General features: G+C 64.0%; 20 protein-coding genes and 1 pseudogene. 9 read left to right on the forward strand and 12 right to left on the reverse strand.

Features of this window, described 5'->3' with window-relative positions; genetic code table 11:
* Positions 1–38: 38 nt before the first annotated feature.
* Entirely contained in the window at positions 39–911 is an 873-nt protein-coding gene (locus tag AC1RQP_RS05305) for a GNAT family N-acetyltransferase (RefSeq protein ID WP_492936143.1), read from the forward strand.
* 15 nt (positions 912–926) lie between these two features.
* Here the strand turns inward: AC1RQP_RS05305 and AC1RQP_RS05310 are convergent, their stop codons facing one another.
* On the reverse strand, positions 927–1,652 hold the full coding sequence (locus AC1RQP_RS05310; protein WP_492936144.1) for an SDR family oxidoreductase: 726 nt from the start codon (positions 1,650–1,652) through the stop codon (positions 927–929).
* Between the two features lie 103 nt (positions 1,653–1,755).
* On the opposite strand from AC1RQP_RS05310, the gene AC1RQP_RS05315 reads away from it, so the two are divergent.
* Positions 1,756–2,646, forward strand: coding sequence for a LysR family transcriptional regulator (locus AC1RQP_RS05315; protein ID WP_239623191.1), 891 nt, complete (start codon positions 1,756–1,758; stop codon positions 2,644–2,646).
* A gap of 16 nt (positions 2,647–2,662) precedes the next feature.
* Positions 2,663–3,049 (forward strand): ester cyclase, encoded by a 387-nt coding sequence (locus AC1RQP_RS05320; RefSeq protein ID WP_492936145.1) that lies wholly within the window; start codon positions 2,663–2,665, stop codon positions 3,047–3,049.
* Positions 3,050–3,070: 21 nt separating this feature from the next.
* On the opposite strand, the gene AC1RQP_RS05325 is transcribed toward AC1RQP_RS05320, so the two are convergent.
* The 3 genes from AC1RQP_RS05325 to AC1RQP_RS05335 all read right to left on the reverse strand — a co-directional run bounded on the left by AC1RQP_RS05325 (position 3,071) and on the right by AC1RQP_RS05335 (position 6,276).
* On the reverse strand, positions 3,071–4,291 hold the full coding sequence (locus AC1RQP_RS05325; protein ID WP_239623189.1) for an MFS transporter: 1,221 nt from the start codon (positions 4,289–4,291) through the stop codon (positions 3,071–3,073).
* Positions 4,292–4,744: 453 nt separating this feature from the next.
* Positions 4,745–5,728: an NAD(P)H-quinone oxidoreductase gene (locus AC1RQP_RS05330; RefSeq protein ID WP_492936146.1), complete on the reverse strand. Its 984-nt coding sequence runs from the start codon at positions 5,726–5,728 to the stop codon at positions 4,745–4,747.
* Positions 5,725–6,276, reverse strand: a complete 552-nt coding sequence (locus AC1RQP_RS05335; protein ID WP_492936147.1) for a hypothetical protein — start codon at positions 6,274–6,276, stop codon at positions 5,725–5,727. The genes AC1RQP_RS05330 and AC1RQP_RS05335 overlap by 4 nt, the downstream gene beginning before the upstream one ends.
* A gap of 123 nt (positions 6,277–6,399) precedes the next feature.
* On the opposite strand from AC1RQP_RS05335, the gene AC1RQP_RS05340 reads away from it, so the two are divergent.
* Together AC1RQP_RS05340 and AC1RQP_RS05345 are read left to right on the forward strand one after the other, a co-directional pair.
* On the forward strand, positions 6,400–7,317 hold the full coding sequence (locus AC1RQP_RS05340; RefSeq protein ID WP_492936148.1) for a LysR family transcriptional regulator: 918 nt from the start codon (positions 6,400–6,402) through the stop codon (positions 7,315–7,317).
* Between the two features lie 69 nt (positions 7,318–7,386).
* Positions 7,387–7,848: a cupin domain-containing protein gene (locus AC1RQP_RS05345; protein ID WP_492936149.1), complete on the forward strand. Its 462-nt coding sequence runs from the start codon at positions 7,387–7,389 to the stop codon at positions 7,846–7,848.
* An 18-nt stretch (positions 7,849–7,866) separates the two neighbouring features.
* Here the strand turns inward: AC1RQP_RS05345 and AC1RQP_RS05350 are convergent, their stop codons facing one another.
* The gene (locus tag AC1RQP_RS05350; RefSeq protein WP_492936150.1) at positions 7,867–8,445 is read right to left on the reverse strand and encodes a DUF308 domain-containing protein; all 579 of its coding nucleotides are present in this window, start codon (positions 8,443–8,445) and stop codon (positions 7,867–7,869) included.
* An 88-nt stretch (positions 8,446–8,533) separates the two neighbouring features.
* A complete protein-coding gene (locus AC1RQP_RS05355; RefSeq protein WP_492936151.1) occupies positions 8,534–9,118 on the reverse strand; it encodes a TetR/AcrR family transcriptional regulator in 585 nt (194 codons plus the stop codon).
* 79 nt (positions 9,119–9,197) lie between these two features.
* Here AC1RQP_RS05355 and AC1RQP_RS05360 point away from each other — a divergent pair, with 79 nt between their 5' ends.
* Positions 9,198–9,695, forward strand: a complete 498-nt coding sequence (locus AC1RQP_RS05360) for a peptide deformylase (protein ID WP_492936152.1) — start codon at positions 9,198–9,200, stop codon at positions 9,693–9,695.
* 176 nt (positions 9,696–9,871) lie between these two features.
* Here the strand turns inward: AC1RQP_RS05360 and AC1RQP_RS05365 are convergent, their stop codons facing one another.
* Positions 9,872–10,525 carry a hydrolase gene (locus tag AC1RQP_RS05365; protein WP_492936153.1) on the reverse strand — a complete coding sequence of 218 codons (654 nt, stop codon included), beginning with the start codon at positions 10,523–10,525 and terminating at the stop codon, positions 9,872–9,874.
* 151 nt (positions 10,526–10,676) lie between these two features.
* Between AC1RQP_RS05365 and AC1RQP_RS05370 the strand changes: the two are divergent.
* Positions 10,677–11,558, forward strand: a pseudogene (locus AC1RQP_RS05370) (LysR family transcriptional regulator).
* Positions 11,559–11,589: 31 nt separating this feature from the next.
* Here AC1RQP_RS05370 and AC1RQP_RS05375 read toward each other — a convergent pair.
* Positions 11,590–11,952 carry an ArsR/SmtB family transcription factor gene (locus tag AC1RQP_RS05375; RefSeq protein ID WP_492936154.1) on the reverse strand — a complete coding sequence of 121 codons (363 nt, stop codon included), beginning with the start codon at positions 11,950–11,952 and terminating at the stop codon, positions 11,590–11,592.
* On the reverse strand, positions 11,952–12,614 hold the full coding sequence (locus AC1RQP_RS05380; protein ID WP_492936155.1) for an SRPBCC family protein: 663 nt from the start codon (positions 12,612–12,614) through the stop codon (positions 11,952–11,954). The genes AC1RQP_RS05375 and AC1RQP_RS05380 overlap by 1 nt, the downstream gene beginning before the upstream one ends.
* 174 nt (positions 12,615–12,788) lie before the next feature.
* Here AC1RQP_RS05380 and AC1RQP_RS05385 point away from each other — a divergent pair, with 174 nt between their 5' ends.
* Entirely contained in the window at positions 12,789–13,151 is a 363-nt protein-coding gene (locus AC1RQP_RS05385; protein WP_492936156.1) for a cupin domain-containing protein, read from the forward strand.
* A gap of 37 nt (positions 13,152–13,188) precedes the next feature.
* Here AC1RQP_RS05385 and AC1RQP_RS05390 read toward each other — a convergent pair whose 3' ends face one another.
* The 3 genes from AC1RQP_RS05390 to AC1RQP_RS05400 form a co-directional block, all read right to left on the reverse strand.
* On the reverse strand, positions 13,189–14,442 hold the full coding sequence (locus tag AC1RQP_RS05390) for a serine hydrolase domain-containing protein (protein ID WP_492936157.1): 1,254 nt from the start codon (positions 14,440–14,442) through the stop codon (positions 13,189–13,191).
* Between the two features lie 130 nt (positions 14,443–14,572).
* Entirely contained in the window at positions 14,573–15,646 is a 1,074-nt protein-coding gene (locus tag AC1RQP_RS05395; protein WP_492936158.1) for a linear amide C-N hydrolase, read from the reverse strand.
* 120 nt (positions 15,647–15,766) lie between these two features.
* A complete protein-coding gene (locus AC1RQP_RS05400; RefSeq protein WP_492936159.1) occupies positions 15,767–16,360 on the reverse strand; it encodes a TetR/AcrR family transcriptional regulator in 594 nt (197 codons plus the stop codon).
* Between the two features lie 162 nt (positions 16,361–16,522).
* Here AC1RQP_RS05400 and AC1RQP_RS05405 point away from each other — a divergent pair, with 162 nt between their 5' ends.
* Positions 16,523–16,921: a RidA family protein gene (locus tag AC1RQP_RS05405; RefSeq protein ID WP_239623174.1), complete on the forward strand. Its 399-nt coding sequence runs from the start codon at positions 16,523–16,525 to the stop codon at positions 16,919–16,921.
* Positions 16,922–16,952 lie beyond the last annotated feature (31 nt).

Genomic DNA, 16,952 nt, shown 5'->3' on the forward strand with positions numbered 1-16,952 from the left:
GATTGACAGGCCACGATATCTGACTAAAGTCAGACATTATGCTCGATGCCGTCTCCCGCGTCCGCCGCTTCAACCGTGCCGTCACGTCCGCCGTCGGTGCGCTCGACAATTCCTTCCTCGGGCGCAGCCGGCCGCTCGGCGCGGCGCGCGTGCTCAATGCGATCGGGCACGGGCGCTCGGACGTTGCGGAAATCCGCGACTATCTCGGTCTCGATTCCGGGTTGATGAGTCGGCTGCTCCGCAGCCTCGAGGACGAGGGGCTGATCGAGACCACCGCGCGCGAAGACGATGCGCGCCGGCGCACGGCAAAGCTCACGCGGGCGGGCCGTCGCGAGTTCGCGGCCTACGAGGCGCTGTCGAACGCGCAGGCCGAAGGCTTCCTCGCACAACATTCGCAGCGCGAGGCGCTGCTGGCGGCGATGGACCTGATCGCGTCCGCACTGACGCGCGAGCGCGTCACTCTGGACGAGATGGACCCGCGATGCGAGGAAGCGCGCTACTGCCTCGGCGAATACTATGCCGAGCTCGGCCGCCGCTTCCGCCAAGGCTTCGACGTCTCGCTGTCGCGCGACCCTGACGCCAAGGACATGCGCCGTCCGCGCGGCACCTTCATCGTCGCGATGTCGGACAGGCTGCCGATCGGCTGCGTGGGCTTGAAGGGAACCGATCACGGCTATGCCGAGATCAAGCGGCTGTGGGTGGCGCCTGCCGCGCGCGGATTGCGGCTCGGCCGCCACCTGATGGATGGGGCCGAGAACGCGGCGCGGGAACTCGGCATCGCGCTGCTGCGGCTCGACACCAACAGTGCGCTGCCCGAAGCCGGTCAGCTCTATCGCAGCACGGGTTGGCGCGAGATCCCCCGCTTCAACGACGATCCCTATCCAGACCTGTTCTTCGAAAAGCGGCTGTGATGCCGCGGGAGGGAATCACGTCGTCCGCGTCGGGCGCACGACGATCTCGTTGACGTCGACGTCATCGGGCTGCTCGATCGCAAAGCGCACCGCGCGTGCGATCGCATCCGGCTGAAGCGCGATGGCGCGATAGGTCTTCATCGCTTCGGCCGCTGCGGGATCGGTGATGGTGCCCGCGAGTTCGCTCTCCACCACGCCGGGATGGATGCAGGTGACGCGGATGTTGTCGTGCTCCTGGCGCAGGCCGTCCGAGATCGCCCGCACTGCATGTTTGGTCGCGCAGTAGACCGCCGCGGTCGGCGATACGCTCAGTGCCCCGATCGAAGCGATGTTGATCACATGGCCGGAGCCGCGCGCGACCATTTCCGGCAGCACGGCCGCGATGCCGTAGAGCACGCCCTTGATGTTGACGTCGACCATCCTGTCCCATTCCTCGACCTTGAGAGAGGCCATCAGCGACAGCGGCATCACGCCGGCATTGTTGACGATCACGTCGACGCGGCCCCACACCCCGCGCGCGGCGTCTGCAAGGGCTGCAACGCTCGCGCGATCGGTCACGTCGAGCGGATGCGCGAGCGCCGTCCCGCCCGCCGCCTTCAGCTCGGCCGCGAGATCCTTGAGACGATCGATGCGACGCGCCCCCAGCAGGAGCTTTGCGCCGCCTCTCGCCAATTCGCGCGCGATGCCCGCGCCGATGCCGCTTGAGGCGCCGGTGATGAGAATGACTTTGTCGATTGGCATGAGGTCCTTCCTCGCGTTCGGATTGATGGCGTGGAAGATGGACCTGGGCCGCTGTCGTGATAAGACGACGATCCCTTACCAGCACGGCAAGCATATCTAACCAATGGAACCCGATCTCAACGCTCTCGCCGTCTTTGCGCTGGTCGCCGAGGAGCGGAGTTTTCGTGCCGCCGCCGACCGGCTCGGCGTGACCCGCTCGGCCGTGAGCCAGACCATCCAGCGGCTGGAGGAAAATCTCGGAATCGCACTGGTCCAGCGTACCACGCGCAGCGTCGGCCTCACCGAGGCCGGTGAGCGGCTGCACGCGGAGGTCGCCCCCGCCATCGCCGACATGCGCGCCGCGCTCGGCAACACTGAAGCGCTGCGAGGGCGGCCGCGCGGATTGCTGCGCCTTGCGGTCTCCTCGATCGCCGAGCATTTTCTCTCGGGGCCGTTTCTTGCGGCCTTCGCCGAAGCCAATCCGGAGGTACAGCTCGACGTCACCGTGACTGACGCGGAATTCGACATCGTCGCCGCGGGCTTCGACGCGGGAGTCCGGCTCGGTGAGGTCATCGAGCAGGACATGATCGCGGTGCCGATCGCCGGCGAGGAGCGCCAGCTTGCGGTCTGCGCTCCTTCCTTTCGCGACCGTTTCGGCGTGCCGGCGCACCCGTCCGAGCTTGCATCGTTTCGCTGCATCGGCTGGCGGCCTGCGCCGACCGTCGCTCCCTATCGCTGGGAGTTTGCGGAAGACGGCAGGGAGTTCAGCGTTGCGGTCGCTCCTGACATCACGACCAACGACATGGCACTGATGATCAAGCTCGCCGTCGCCGGCGCCGGCATCACCTTTGGAATGGAGGCGAGCTTCCGTCCCGCGATCGAGCGCGGCGAGCTCGTGCCGATCCTGGAAGACTATTGCCCGTTCTTCGCCGGCTTCTATCTCTACTACCCGAGCCGCCGCAACGTCGCGCCGAAACTGCGCGCGCTGATCGAGCACTTACAGCGGCGCAGTTGAGCCGAAGGAACCTGCCATGACCAGGGACGAGCTTGCCGCCATCTATCGCGATTACATCGGCTGTCTCAATCGGCGGGACTGGCCGGCCCTCGGACAATCCGTGCATGAGGAGGTCGTCCACAACGCGCGGCCCCTTGGGCTGGCCGGTTATCGCGCGATGCTGGAACGGGACGTTCGTGAGATCCCGGATCTGCAGTTCCGCATCGAGATGCTGATCTCCGATCCTCCCCGCCTCGCGGCCCGGCTGAAGTTTGATTGCACGCCAGCCGGGACATTCCTGGGTCTTGCGGTCAATGGAAAGCGCGTGTCCTTCTGCGAGAACGTGTTCTACGAATTTCAAGGCCGAAAGATCCGGCAAGTCTGGTCGGTGATCGACAAGGCCGCGATCGAGGCGCAGCTCTGACGCCGCGCCTCGATCCGGAGCTCACGCCGCCGCCGGCGCCACCTCCCCTTGCGGCTTTGCGAAGGGGCGGAACGTCATCGCCATCAGGAAGGCACCCAGGCCCATCGCCCAGGAGGCGATATAGAGCCAGGCATAGCTGGAGAAGGCGTCATAGATCAGGCCTCCGGCGAGCGGGCCGGTCGCCATACCGAGGCTGCCGGCCATCGCGGTGCCGCCGATCACCGTGCCCATCATCTTGAGCGGGAAGTTCTCGCGGATGAGCACGGCGTAGAGCGGCATGGTGCCGGCATAGATGAAGCCGAAGATGGCGCCGACCGCATAGAACGTCGTGAGCTGGTGCGCGAAGACGTAGGCGAGCGCGCCGAACGCCTGCAGCAGCAGGCCCGAGACCAGCACGCGCTTGGCGCCGAAGCGGTCGCCCATCAGGCCGAAGGCGATGCGTCCGCCGAGGCCGGCAAACCCCTCGATGCTGTAGATCGTCACCGCCGCGACCAGCGGGATGCCGCAGCTCACGGCATAGCTGACAGTGTGGATGATGGGGCCCGAATGCGTCGCGCAGCAGAAGAAGTTGGTGGCGAGCAGAATGAGGAATTGCGGCGAGCGCAACGCTTCGCCCATCGACATCTCGCCTTGCGCAGCGCCCTCGCCCCCCGATGCGGCCGCGGCATGCACCAGCGCCGGCGGACGGCGCACCAGGAACGAGACCGGAATCATGATGGCGCCGACCACCAGCGCGACGATCTGCATCGAGGTGCGCCAGTCGTGGCCGGAGACGAGCCAGGCCGCCAGCGGCGACATAGTCATCGGCGCCATGCCCATGCCGGCGGAAACCAGCGACACCGCGAGGCTGCGATTTGTGTCGAACCAGCCGGTGACGGTCGCCATCATCGGCGCGAAGATCGCCGCACAGGAGGCGCCGACCAGGAGGCCGAATACGACCTGGAACACGAGGAGCGAGGTCGCGTGGCTCGCCGCGAACAGGCTGAGCGCCAGCACGATCGATCCCGTCAGCACCACCGGCAGCGGCCCGAACCTGTCCGTCGCCGTGCCCCAGGCCATGCTGGTGAAAGCCATCGCCAGAAAGCCGATCGTCATCGCGCTGGAGATGCCCGTCACCGACCAACCGGTGTCCTTTGCGATCGGCTGCAGGAACACCGGCAGCGAAAACATGCCGCCGATCGCGACGCAGCCGAGCAATCCGCCGGCGGCGACGATCACCCAGCGATAGTTGGAAGAGGTCATTTCGGTCTCCCGTCAGGTCTGTCCGGGTGGAAGACGAAGGGGAACGGCGCGGACCGACAACGCTCACGTCATTTTTGCTGCACGCTCTTGTGACCTGCCAACAAGAAAGTCGAAAAACAACCCCATGCACAGTAGCCGGCCATTGTGGAATCAATGACTTACGAGGTCCGTCATTTGCGATGCTGGACGGCGAGTTGACCTGTCGGGCAAAACACCGGCACAATGTCATCATCCCCCAATCGACAGCATCGCAGCCCAGAGGCCAACGCCAGCCTGGGCTCACCGCAGCGCCGCGCTCGGTCAAGCCTCGAACAAGGCCTTGACGTCGTCCTCGGTGATCGATCGAGGTCGGCTCGCGCTCGCCCGGCTATCTCACGACATGCTCCGACCCGACATGATCAGCGCGAATTCAGACGGTCGGTTCGCGCACAAGCACGATACCCCTGCCCGCGCTCAATCCACCGCCAAGATAACCTTTCCAAATCCTCCGCCGCGCTCCACGCTGCGATGGGCATCGGCGGCGCGTGCCAGCGGAAACACCTCGTCGACCAACGGTTTCAGCCCGCCCGACTCAAACAGCGGCAAAAACCCTTCGGAGAAACGACGGACCATCGCCCGCTTCTCGTCCACGCCTCGCGATTTCATGACGGTGCCCACCAATCGCAAGTGGTTGTGTAGCAGCAGGTTGAGCGGAATCGAGGGCGCGTGCTGGCCGCTCAAAATGCCGACTTGAACCAGGGTCCCGCCAGGCCGAAGGCTGCGAAGGTTGCGCGGCAGGTAATCGCCGCCGACGAAATCGATCACGGCGTCCGCGCCGCGACGATCGGTAAGCCTTGCGACGACGCTTTCGAAATCATCGGCACGATAGTCGATCACAGCGGCGGCGCCGATGCTGCCGACATCCGCCAACCGCGAAGCGCTCGCCGTTGCGTAGACGGTGGCGCCCAGCGCATGGGCGACCTGCACGCAGGCGGAGCCCACTCCGCCCGCGCCGCCGTGAACTAGAACGGTTTGACCTTGCCCGACGCCTGCAACATGTGAGACCGCTTCGACGGCCGTCACAAATGATTCCATGATTGCCGCACCCTCGACGAACGAGACATTGCCTGGGATGCTGATCGCCATGCGACGGTCGACCCGGGCGAATTCGGCATACGCCCCCCCGCCGACGATCGCCATCACACGCTGCCCGATTGAGGCTTCGTCGACTTCGCTGCCGACGCCAACGACTTCACCGGCCAGCTCGAGGCCAAGCAGGGCGCTCTCGCCAAAGCTCTGATTGCCGTAGGCGCCGTTTCGCTGGAGAATATCCGCGCGGTTGACGCCTGCCGCCTTCACACGCACCAGCAGGTCGTGGGGACGAATCTCCGGCCTCGGCACTTCGGCCAGGCGGAGAACCTCCGCCGGACCGAAGCCGTCATAGACGACGCCTCTCATTTTGCCTGCTCCTGCGCATGGGCCTTGGCGCGCCGCGCGATGCTGGCGGCGAACAACGGCGTCTCGCGGCGATTGTGGTCGCTTCCGGCCGCTTGGCGTGCGTTGGCGGCGTCTTCGAAGGCAATGCCGTGCTTGTCCAGGAATGCCATGAAGACATCGGTCGGATGTGCCGTGACGCTGTTCGTATAGCGGGTGCGCCCGTCATCGATGGTTTCGGCCTTCAGCTCCCAGATCACGTTGACCTGGGTCCGGCCATTTGTCGTAAACACGTCCGAGATTGAATTCATGCGGCAGTAGGTCTTGCTGGCCACTTCCGCCACATAGTGTTGGATGACCAGCCCGGTGCCGATCTGCTCGACGTTGATCATCATGCGGCGCCCGTCGTCTGTGGTGCTGACGCCGGCCGCGATGTGATCAGGCGGGCAGCAGCGCAGATATTCGGCTTCGGAGAGCGTGAACAGCCATTCGGCGATGTCCACCCGGTCGAGCGGCACATCAATGACCGCGGTATAGGCCGATTGCGACAGGATGCGATCGAGAACCTTCATGATAATCTCCTTTCATTCAAGGGCTTAGCCCGCAAGGCCCGCCTTTCGAGAGAGGAGATACGGCCTTTGAGGGATGATGATAATGAACGCTGAGCTCGAAACCCTTTTGCGAAAGGTGCAAAGATGAAAGACCCGCGCTTTGCGGAACATCTGGCTATCTATGTTGACGTGGTTCGTGGCGGGAGCTTCTCCAGCGCCGCACGTCATCGCGGTGTGACGCCCTCGGCCGTCGTCCGGCAGATCGACGCGCTGGAGCACAGTGTCGGGGTGCCGCTGCTGGTGCGCTCGACCCGCGCGCTCGCGGTGACCGATGCCGGAGAACGACTGTTTGAACGCGCGCAGCGATTGCTCGACGACCTGGCCGACACGCACGCAGAGATCGCCGCTTTCAATGGTGCGGTCGCCGGCGTTCTTCGCCTTGCCTGCTTTCCGACCTTTGGCAAGCGCTACGTGGTCCCCACCCTGGAAACGGTCATGCGGAATCATCCCGGCCTCACGGTCGAACTCGATCTCACCGAAAGGCTTGCTGATCCCGTGCTGGAGCGGCTCGATGCCGTGATCCGGATCGGCGAACTTGCCGACAGCACCCTCATCGCGACCAAGCTGGCATCGCAGAACAGAATGCTGGTCGCCGCTCCTGCCTATCTCGATCGTCACGGCATACCGACCGAAACGAAAGACCTCACCGGCCATCGGCTGATTGACAAATTGCACGGCGCCGACCTGCTGGGCTGGACGGACGTGCTTGGTCACCCCGCGGGCGCAGCGCCCGGGCCGCAAGCCGTTTTTCGATGCGACGACTTCGAAGCGATGCGGCTCGCGGCACTCGCCGGCATCGGCATCGCATTCCTGGCAGACTGGGTCGTCGGGACAGACATACGCGCCGGTTCACTGACACGAATTTCGCTCGACGACGAACGGTGGAATGAGGCGAAGGCCGGCGTCTATCTGTTGCGTGCCCTGGCCCAGCCGTCTGCCAAACTGACGATCCTGACTGCCGCGTTGCGGGATTCCATCGGGTCGCCGCCGGTGTGGGCGTAGTTCCAACGCCAATGACATCATGACCATCCGCCCCCATCATTAGTGCCTGAAATTGCAGGAGACCCCTCCATGCCAAAGATCGACATTGCCGTCGTGCCGGCCCGCAAGGGCTCCGGCTACCCCGCACCATTCGATGCTCCCTGTGCCGAGCGCATCCGGCAGCGGCTCGGCGATGCCGGGGGCTTGTCGGAGTTCGGCGTCAACCTGATGCGCCTGCCGCCGGGCGGCTGGTCGAGCCAGCGGCACTGGCATTCGCACGAGGACGAGTTCGTCTACATCCTCGAAGGCGAGGTGACGCTGATCGAGGATGGCGGCGAAACCCTGCTGCGCGCCGGCGATTGCGCGGCCTTCCCCAAGGCAAGCGGCAACGGCCATCACATGATCAACAGGTCGAATGCAACGGCTGTCTATCTCGAGGTCGGCTCGCGCTCGCAAGCCGACCTCATCACCTGCTCCGACATCGACATGATGAGCCCGGCATCCGACGGCCGCTTCCTGCACAAGGACTGGACGCCCTATCCGGACGCTTGAAGCGTCTGGAGCAACGCCTCACATGGCCGCGCTGCGGCGCCACGTGCTGACGGTGAGCCAGACCGCCGAGACCAGGAAGTAGAGCGCGCCGACCGCAGCGTAGCCCGCGACGTTCGCGATCGATGGCACCGCAGGCATCGAGGCCTGGAAGATGAAGAAGCCGCCCGCCAGCGCCGACTGGCCACCGCTGAGCACCATGGCCCATTGCGCGCCGAAACGCTTCCAGCGGCGCACGGCCGTGCCGAGCTGGAGCAATCCGGAGAGGATCGCCCAAGCCCCGAAGATTCCGAGCACCCAGTTCATGCTCACCTGCAAGGCCAGGATGACCGCGATGGTGGTCGCCAGACTGACCAGCACGTTCAGGCCCTGCGTGCGGTTCTGATTCAAGCCGCCGCTGGAGAGCGCGTCGAGATAGTTGGCGGCAGCGTCCCAGGCCGGATAGGCGACGAGCAACGCCGCTGCGATCACCGCGGACGTTGGCGCGATCACGAAGGCCGCAATGACCCAGGCGACGGAAAACGCGGCACGCAGGAAGTAGTATTGCTTCAGCCATTGCGCCTGGTCGGCCGCCTCCAAAGCGATCTCACGATTCTTCATTTGCCTTCTCCTTACCTACTAGTTGGTAGTTCGCGTACGATGCGGAAACGTCGTGCCGCCCTGACCGGCATGGCCTGTGTCGACCTCGTCAGTGCCTGGTGGAAAGCCGGTCCAGCAGCGGCCGGGTGATGGTTCCGAACATCTTGGGATCGCCATAAGCGCGCGACGACAGCATCGCGCCGTGAACGGTCGCCATGAATCCCTCCGCCTCGACCCGTGCCGTGCTGGCGAGATGGAGCCGTCCTTGCCGCTTGCCGCGCTCCATGACCGATGCCAGCCAGGATGCCAGGAAACGGAAGTGCGCGCGGACTTCGAGCGCCACCTCCTCAGGCAGGATCGGAAGCTCGCTGGCCAGGAGCGCACACACGCAGAACGGAGCCGTCGCATCCTTGATGCACGCCTCCCAATACCCCACGTAGTTCCTGAGCTGGTCGGCGGGATCAGCGACATTGCGTTCGAGCGCCGACAACCCCGCCTGGGCCTCCTCGCGATAGCGCGACACGAGGGTGCGGACCAGGTCGACCTTGCTGGCGAAATGGTGATGGATGCTCGGCTTGCGGATGCCCACGACATCGGCGATGTCGGCGTAACTGAAGCCGTTATAGCCACCCGCGATGATCAGCGTGCGGGCGCAGGCAAGAATGTCGTCGGCGGTCGAGGAAACGGTGCTCATGGCGTCTAGCTACCTTCCAGTAGGTAGGTCGTCAACCTCGGATGCTTCAATGATCCGTGAGTGAGTGATAGGAGCCTGCATGACCATCCGCCCGATCGTGCGCTATCCCGACCGCCGGCTCGCGCTGCCGGCCCACCCCGTCACCGCCTTCGACGAGTCCTTGCGCGACCTCGCGAACGACCTGCTCGAGACCATGCGTGCCGCGCCCGGCATCGGCATCACCGCGCCGCATATCGGCGTGCCCTTGCGGGTCGTGGTGCTGGAGCTCGACGCCAAGGATGGCGCGCGCACTTACGTCAATCCGGAGATCACATGGGCCTCGCCCAAGATGATCCTGCACCGCGAGGGCAGTGTGTCGATGCCTGGGGTCAACGACGAGGTGCAGCGCCATGCGCGGGTGCGGATCAGCTATCAGGATCTCGATGGCAACATGCAACACGAGGAATCGGACGGCCTGCGCGCGGTGTGCCACCAGCACGAGATCGATCAGCTCGACGGCATGTTCTGGCTCCAGCGGCTGTCGCGGCTGAAGCGCGAGCGGCTGGTCAAGAAGTTCGAGAAGATATCGCGACCTTGAAAGGTCAGCGAAGCCATGCGCCAGCGCCAGAGGCCAGGCGGATGGACTACGCCAGCGGCCTGCGCGCCCGCGCAAGCCGCTGGCAAATCCATGGCGTGTTCGTTGAGAGGACGTGACGAGCTTCGAGATGCAACCGCTTTTTCGGAGCGATGCAGTTGAACCCTCACACGCTCAGATCATCCCGCGTTGCCGGGTACGGGCGTGTTGAGCAGCTGCTGCTCCCACAGATACGCGATGCCGCTACCGCCGGCATGTTGGATGATCACCTTCGTCAGCGCGGCAGCTTGATCGGTCCGAGCCCAGTCGCGCTGCCATTCGGCCGCGAGCGCCAGCCAGGTCATCATATTCACGCCCGCCGCGATCATGCGCTGGATTGCGACCTGGTGGGCCTCCACCGAAACGGCGCCAGATGCGTCGGTGATCACCGTTACATCCCAGCCTTCGCCACGAGCCTGAATCGCCGGCATCGCAACGCAAATTTCGGTCCACAGGCCAGCAATGATGAGCTGCTTGCGGCCCGTTGCCTTGACTGCGTCCACCACCTTTCGATCCTCCCAGGTGTTGATGAACGTCCGGTCGATGACTTCCTGGCCGGGGAAAACGTCCGTGATCTGAGGGAAAAGGAGACCACCCCGTTCAGCGATCACGGTGGTGAGGATCGTGGGGACGCCGAAGGCTTTGGCGGCCTTGGCCAGACCGGCGGTGTTGTTGATCACCATCTGCGGTTCGTGGCTGTTCACGTTCGCGAGCTGGTAAGGCTGGTGGTCAATCAGAACGAGCACGGAGTCTTTGGGACGAAGAAGCGAAGCAAGGCCGTTACGAAAAGTCATCGTTGCATCCTTTACTGCCGTTGTGAGCGGCACTGGTTTTTCGAAGACGTACGCCAGCAGCGACGTAGCCGACGCCGAGATTGGTGTTCCCGGATGCGATACGGTAGTGTCGCGGCGAGGTACACCGTGTCGCGGAGCGAGGAACGCTGAATTGGATATTGAAGAAATACGAACGTTCGTCGAAATCGCTGATGCCGGAGGAATTTCGTCCGCCGCGGCCCGGCTGGGCGTCGCCAAATCGATCGTCAGTCGTCGGCTGCTGCGGCTTGAAGCGGAGCTTGGCGTCCAACTGCTTGCAAGAACGACCCGCGGGGCTGCGCTCACGGAAGCCGGCGTCACTTTCCGAGACCATGCCGCCAGAGTCAGCGCCGAGATCGACGCAGCGAGGGAGGCAGTTCTACCCGCCGGAGACTTGCGCGGCCGCTTGCGAGTTGCAGTGCCGCTTTCTTTCGGCCCGATCCACTTCGCGCCCATCCTTGCGGAAATGGCCCGGCGCCATCCCCATCTTCAGATCCAAACCTGCTACAGCGACCGGTTCGTCGATCTCATCGCAGAAGGATATGATTGCGCGATAAGAGTTGGCTATCTTCAGGACTCCGATCTGATCGCAAGACGCGTCGGACCCGTCTATGGGAAGCTTGTCGCGAGCCCGGACTACATCAAGGCCCATGGGTCGCCTGAATAGCCAGAGGAACTCGTCGCCCATGAAGCCCTCATGCAGGGCACCGAAGTGTGGCAACTCATGGATGGCGACAAGATCCTCACGGTGCGTCCGCAGGGTCGCTTCAAGGCCGACAACGGCACAGCTCTGGTTTTCGCTGCGCTGGCAGGACTTGGGATCGCCTATCTTCCCGACAGGCTCACCCATGAATACGTAACCTCGGGCGCGCTTGTGCCGGTCATGACACGATATCCTCCTGCTCCGGCGGGTGCATATGTGATCCGCCCGCCGGGCCAGCATCCCGCACGGAAGATACGGGTCCTCACCGAGTTGCTGATCGAGTATTGCGAGCCGGCTCCGCAGCCCGCGTAACCTCGCTCCTCACTCCCAGTTCGCGATCACCTCAAGCTCTTTTCCCGCTCCTTTTGGTGAGCGGCGCGTTGCGACGCTCACGTTTGCCGCGCGCGATCTCGGTGGCCAGCGCGTCCAGCTTCGGCTCCCAGAAATTCCTGAACTGACCGATCCAAGCATCGACCGCTTGAAGCCCCGCCACGTCGACCGAATAGAGGCGCCTTTGCGCCTCCGCCCGAACGGTTGCGAAGCCGCTCTCTCGCAGCACCTTGAGGTGCTGCGAGACCGCTGCCTGGGTAATCCCGAATTCGGCCCCGATCGCTTCGACGACCTCGCCGGACGCCATCTCCCCGGGCGCGAGCAGCTCGAGGATGCGACGGCGCACGGGATCGGCGAGGACCTCGAAGACGTGCATCAGCTTCCTGTGCCGGGATGTGCGATGTCGGGCGGCATCTCGCCGTGATAGAACGCAATGGTGCGGTCTGAGCGCTGCTTCGCCGTGTCGGGATCGACCCCGCTCGCGACATGCGCCGCACGCCAATACTCGCCGCTTGCCGTCATGAAGTCCTTGCCCTCGGGCGAGACCATCCACGCCTCGGCCGTCTCGTGGTCGACCGACGCCCCGGTCGCAAGATATCGCTCGAGTCCCGCGAGCGCGAGGTCCCAACCGATGCCCACCGCACCGGGGCCGAACTGATTCCAATGATCCTCGATGATCGCGGTGTGCTCAAGCGTCAAGCGCGCCTGACTTCGTTCTGCCGACAGCTTGACGTCGATCCAGCTCGTCGCGCCACCGAACTCCCATGTCGCGGCAAAATGGGTCGGCGGCGTACACGCCGTGATGGTGCCGCCGGCATTGCCCTTGACCTGATACCTTCCGCCGAGCCGGAGGTCTCCCTCGACCGGCGCAAACCAGCGCGGGATGCGCTCCCTGCTGGTCACCGCTTCCCAGAGATCGTCGAGGCCGGTGTCGTAGAGACGCGTCAGAGTCACCGCGCTGGCCGGCTTCCCGTCCTTCTCAAAGCTCCTCACCGAGCGCGTCACAAGTCCCAGGACCCTGGCGACGTCGATCTGCATTGCGCTTCTCCTTGTTTCTTTGGCAGAGGAATATCAATCGCAACTAATATAAGTCAATGCTTATATTAAGCCCTGCCGCTGCGTCAAACCGCCTCGTGCGGCGATGCGAACAAAATGCCTGCCCAGGCGTCTATCCGTGCCCCCTGCCAAGCCTGCACAAGACGGAATGAATTCATGAAAGTTCGCAAATTTGCCATCTCCGACGCTTCGCTCGAGCGTTCGCCGGGACAGGACGGCGATATCTTCGTCGGCAACCTGGTCGACCAACGTCACGGCGGACCGATCACGATCGGCTTCGGACGCTACGCACCGAACCAGAATCTCGAGGAGACGATGAGCGTCGACGACGTCATGATCGTCCTCGAGGGGAAGCTCTCGGTCACGAGCGCCGGCGACACCATTACCGCAGCTCCCGGCGAGATCGTCTACATGCCGAAGGGCGAGACGGTCACGATCCGCTCGCACGAGCAAGGCGCTCTCACCGCCTACGTCACCTATCCGCATTGGCAGGAGGCGCATGGTCAAGTCGGGCGATGACAGCGAGTGCGGGGCGCGAGGTCGCGATGCGGCAACCCTACCCGCCCGCCATCAGTGCCTTCGCCAGCGCCATGTAGGCCGGCAGCGTCACGGGGTCGTTGGCGGCGTTGCCCGCCATGGGGTGCGAGGCGTAGCGCGCGATCACCATCTCGGCCCTGGGATCGATGTAGATGCCCTGGCCGTAGACGCCGCGCGCCATGTAGGCGCCGTGGGCGTTGTGCGTGACCCACCATTGATTGCGGTAGGACGCGCCCGGCAGAGTGGTGTAGCCGGCCGGCTTGAATTTCTCGGGGTCGCCACCGCGCGCGATGTCCTCGACCACCTGTGACGGCACGATCTGGCGGCCGTTGAAGCGGCTGTGATTGCGCATGGTCTCGCCGAAGCGGGCGAGATCGCGCAGCGTGGTGGAGAGCCCGCCGCCGCCGCTCTCGGTGCCGATGCGGTCGACGTGATAATACGCATCCTCCTCCGCACCCATCGGCTGCCAGATGCGCTCGGAGAGCAGGTCGGACAGCGTCGTGCCGCTGGCGCGCCGGATGATCCAGGCCAGCACGTCGGTGTTGACGGTCTTATAGGCGAAGGCCTTGCCGTGCTCGCCCTGCTTCTTCTGCGCGACGAGGAAATCGAAGATGGTGGTCGGGCCGTCATAGTCAGGCGGAATCGGCGCCATGCCGTTGGCGCGCCGCAGACCCCACACGTCCGAATTCTTGTCGGTGTAGACCTCGGTGTAGGCAAGCCCCGTGGTCATATCCATGACCTCGTGCACGCGCGCGTCGCCGAACGCGCTCGCCTTCAGCTCCGGCACGTAGTCCGTCACCGGGGCCTGCGGATCGATCTTGCCCTCGGCGACCAGAATGCCGGCGAGAACGCCGGTGAACGACTTCGTCACCGACATCCCGATATGCGGCTTGTGCGGCTGCAACGCGCCGAAATAGCGCTCATAGATCAGCCTGCCCCGATGCAGCACGGCGATGCCGTCCGCATAAGTCTCCTCCAGCATCTTTGCGAAGGTCATGGGCCGGCCGTCCATCGTGGTCGAAGCCACCGCGCCGATGTCGTGGTCTTCGCGCGGCAACACGGATGCGGGCCCTGCCCCGCGCCAGACGTTCACCGTCGGCACCAGCTGGCGGATGTTGCTCCAGGCCCAGCGCAATTCGGGGAAGCTGCGGAACGAGCCGTCCTGGAAGGTGATGGTGCGATCGGGCGACGGCGGAAAGCCGCGCATCCAGCCAAGGGTTTCGGGGTCGGTGGCGGTGGCGGATGACTGGCTGGCGGCAGTAGCGACGGACATGAAGGCGAGCTCCGGAGGGGACCATACGGATCACCTATCACGGGAGAACATAACGGACATCCGACGTTTACGCCGGGGCGCTACGCGCGGTCCTATTGGCCCCGCTGCGACGCTTCGCAGCGGGCGGTGCTCACATGGGCGGGCCCAGGAACTTGAATGGCTCAGCCGCCTCGAATTTCGCGGTCGCATCGCCGGAAAAAATGCGCGACTGTTGGGGCCCCAGATCGAGCTTCTTCACTTTTCCCTTCTCAGGTGAGAAATCGATTCCCTTGAGATCCACCCAGAATATGTTCGGGGTCAGCACGGATTCGAAGAAGTACAGCTTGCGCTGATGGTCGGCGACGGTGCGCCACCGCGTCGAGGAAATGTTCGGCTGGTCCGGCGTTGAAATGCCGAACGGCACGGACACGTTGCGGATCACGCTGAAGACGCTGGCGACGGCGCGGTCGGGATCTTCATCTTTCGGAATCGCGTCGACGTAGAAGGACGCACGCGCGAACCGGTCTGCGGCACGGTTCGTGCCCGGCAGCATCACCGTGCCGCCGATCTCCTTCCAATACTCGTTCAGCGCCAGTTGCTGTTCGAAGATCGGGGAATTCGTCATCACCTGGTACTTGCGGTCGTGATGGATGACCGGCCGGCCATTGATGTATTCGATGATCGCGCTGTCACCTGTGGCGTCCGAAAGAGACAGGTGAAGCGTGGTGAGCAATTTCTGTCCGGGCACGTTGTCGGTGACGATCGTGAAAGGATCCGTCTCGAGGACCGCAACCGCATCCCGGACGGTGGCGAAATTGTCGAGCACGTATTGGGCCCAGGCGGCAATGGACAGGCCGGGTTTGCTGGAATCCAGCTTCGGGTATTCGGATTCGGTGAGCCAGAGGACGTTGGCGACCAGTCCTGCCTCGTTCATCCCGTCCGACGTCGAAACCTCGTAAGCGGAGGCAACAACGCTGCCGAACTTGGATTTCCATTTCAGCGAGTTCGGTCCGCCCTCTCCGCTGCGCGCCATGCCTCTCGGGAATATCCAGAGATTGGTCGGCATCTCAAACCGCCAGTCCATCGACCGCGCCGTGACGACCTGCCCGTTGGCGCCGAGATAAACCAGCCGCGTACAGGCGAGCGAGAGCGATGGTGCAACGGCGATCACAGCCGCCATGCTCGCCAGGAAAATGCGCGATAGGGCCGGACTCTTCATTGTCATCGAACTCGCGATAGCTCTTGAACCGACAGGAGCACGCTACCGGCTTCGATGATCGTCATCATGAGGTAAGTCAAACTGCGAGGTGCACGGGGCCAGTCGGCTTGTCCCCGGCGACTGAGGTCACAGCGGTTTTGCAAGCAGCCCCGAGGCCAGGCAACGGAAGGCCTCGACAGCTTTCGGGAGAACCTCTTTGGGATCTTTGCTGGCCGCAATCCAGAGGGCAGCGTTGAGCGCGGCGCCATTGAGAAGCCGCGCTGCGGCCTCAGTGTCCACCGGCCTCAGAATTCCCTGTGCGATCAGCCGCTCCACGGTCGCCTTGGTCGCCTGCAGGCAACTGTTCTGGCTCGGCCATTGCGATGGATCTCCGAGGACCGCCGGCCCGTCGAGCAGAACAATGCGCTGGACTTCGGGATCGAGCGCCATCTCGATATAGGCCGCCCCCTCAGCCAGCAGCCCCTCCCAGTCGTCTCCCGCCTGGCCGCCAATCTCCTGCGCACGCGAAGCCATCTCGGCGTCGATCTGGTGAACCACCGCAGCCAGAAGCCCACGCTTGTCCCCGAAGTTGTGGTAGAGGGCCCCTCGCGTCAGACCGACATCGGCGGTCAACTCATCCATGGAGGCGGCAGAGTAGCCCTTTTCGGCAAAGGCCTTTCGCGCCGCCGCGATCAGCTTTGCGTGGTTCTCCTCCATCTTTTCGATGCGCCGCTTCGCCATCATCGTCGTCCCACGTTCACATACGCAGCGTATATGAGTTGACATACGCCTCGTATGCCCGTATCTCACATACGCACCGTATGTCAAATGGCGCGACCGCGTGAACCTTGGAAGTTCGCGCCCGCTCCTTGCGCGCCGGCGACGATGAAAGGGAATCATGAGATGGCACAGCGAGAAGCGGTCTTTCCCGCCAACAGGCATGCACTTTACGAGGCCCATGGCTATTCGGCCGCGATCCGATCCGGCGACCTTCTCTTTGTCTCCGGGCAGGTCGGCAGCCGTTCCGATGGGAGCCCCGAACCTGATTTCGGACGTCAGGTCCGATTGGCCTTCGACAACCTCAAGGCAACGCTGGAAGCCGCCGGCTGCTCCTTCGCCGATATCGTCGATGTGACGACGTTTCACACCGATCCCGAAAACCAGTTCGAGACCATCATGGCCGTCAAGAACCAGATCTTCAGCGCTCCGCCCTATCCCAACTGGACGGCGATCGGTGTGAACTGGCTTGCCGGCTTCGACTTCGAGATCAAGGTGATCGCTCGCATTCCCCAAGCGACATAGGCGCTACTGCCGAAGCGGTCCGATGAGCTTC

The organism is Bradyrhizobium sp. GW821-FHT13H06, from assembly GCF_058803975.1.

Bases quoted from the DNA above. Each gene is read 5' to 3' on its own strand.
- AC1RQP_RS05400 (WP_492936159.1), bottom strand. From the start codon at position 16,360: ATGGCGAAGCGGCGCATCGAAAAGATGGAGGAGAACCACGCAAAGCTG.
- AC1RQP_RS05335 (WP_492936147.1), bottom strand. From the start codon at position 6,276: ATGAAGGTTCTCGATCGCATCCTGTCGCAATCGGCCTATACCGCGGTC.
- AC1RQP_RS05365 (WP_492936153.1), bottom strand. From the start codon at position 10,525: ATGACTTTTCGTAACGGCCTTGCTTCGCTTCTTCGTCCCAAAGACTCC.
- AC1RQP_RS05325 (WP_239623189.1), bottom strand. From the start codon at position 4,291: ATGACCTCTTCCAACTATCGCTGGGTGATCGTCGCCGCCGGCGGATTG.
- AC1RQP_RS05305 (WP_492936143.1), top strand. From the start codon at position 39: ATGCTCGATGCCGTCTCCCGCGTCCGCCGCTTCAACCGTGCCGTCACG.
- AC1RQP_RS05330 (WP_492936146.1), bottom strand. From the start codon at position 5,728: ATGAGAGGCGTCGTCTATGACGGCTTCGGTCCGGCGGAGGTTCTCCGC.
- AC1RQP_RS05345 (WP_492936149.1), top strand. From the start codon at position 7,387: ATGCCAAAGATCGACATTGCCGTCGTGCCGGCCCGCAAGGGCTCCGGC.
- AC1RQP_RS05315 (WP_239623191.1), top strand. From the start codon at position 1,756: ATGGAACCCGATCTCAACGCTCTCGCCGTCTTTGCGCTGGTCGCCGAG.
- AC1RQP_RS05405 (WP_239623174.1), top strand. From the start codon at position 16,523: ATGGCACAGCGAGAAGCGGTCTTTCCCGCCAACAGGCATGCACTTTAC.
- AC1RQP_RS05355 (WP_492936151.1), bottom strand. From the start codon at position 9,118: ATGAGCACCGTTTCCTCGACCGCCGACGACATTCTTGCCTGCGCCCGC.
- AC1RQP_RS05375 (WP_492936154.1), bottom strand. From the start codon at position 11,952: ATGCACGTCTTCGAGGTCCTCGCCGATCCCGTGCGCCGTCGCATCCTC.
- AC1RQP_RS05360 (WP_492936152.1), top strand. From the start codon at position 9,198: ATGACCATCCGCCCGATCGTGCGCTATCCCGACCGCCGGCTCGCGCTG.
- AC1RQP_RS05320 (WP_492936145.1), top strand. From the start codon at position 2,663: ATGACCAGGGACGAGCTTGCCGCCATCTATCGCGATTACATCGGCTGT.
- AC1RQP_RS05350 (WP_492936150.1), bottom strand. From the start codon at position 8,445: ATGAAGAATCGTGAGATCGCTTTGGAGGCGGCCGACCAGGCGCAATGG.
- AC1RQP_RS05385 (WP_492936156.1), top strand. From the start codon at position 12,789: ATGAAAGTTCGCAAATTTGCCATCTCCGACGCTTCGCTCGAGCGTTCG.
- AC1RQP_RS05380 (WP_492936155.1), bottom strand. From the start codon at position 12,614: ATGCAGATCGACGTCGCCAGGGTCCTGGGACTTGTGACGCGCTCGGTG.
- AC1RQP_RS05310 (WP_492936144.1), bottom strand. From the start codon at position 1,652: ATGCCAATCGACAAAGTCATTCTCATCACCGGCGCCTCAAGCGGCATC.
- AC1RQP_RS05390 (WP_492936157.1), bottom strand. From the start codon at position 14,442: ATGTCCGTCGCTACTGCCGCCAGCCAGTCATCCGCCACCGCCACCGAC.
- AC1RQP_RS05395 (WP_492936158.1), bottom strand. From the start codon at position 15,646: ATGACAATGAAGAGTCCGGCCCTATCGCGCATTTTCCTGGCGAGCATG.
- AC1RQP_RS05340 (WP_492936148.1), top strand. From the start codon at position 6,400: ATGAAAGACCCGCGCTTTGCGGAACATCTGGCTATCTATGTTGACGTG.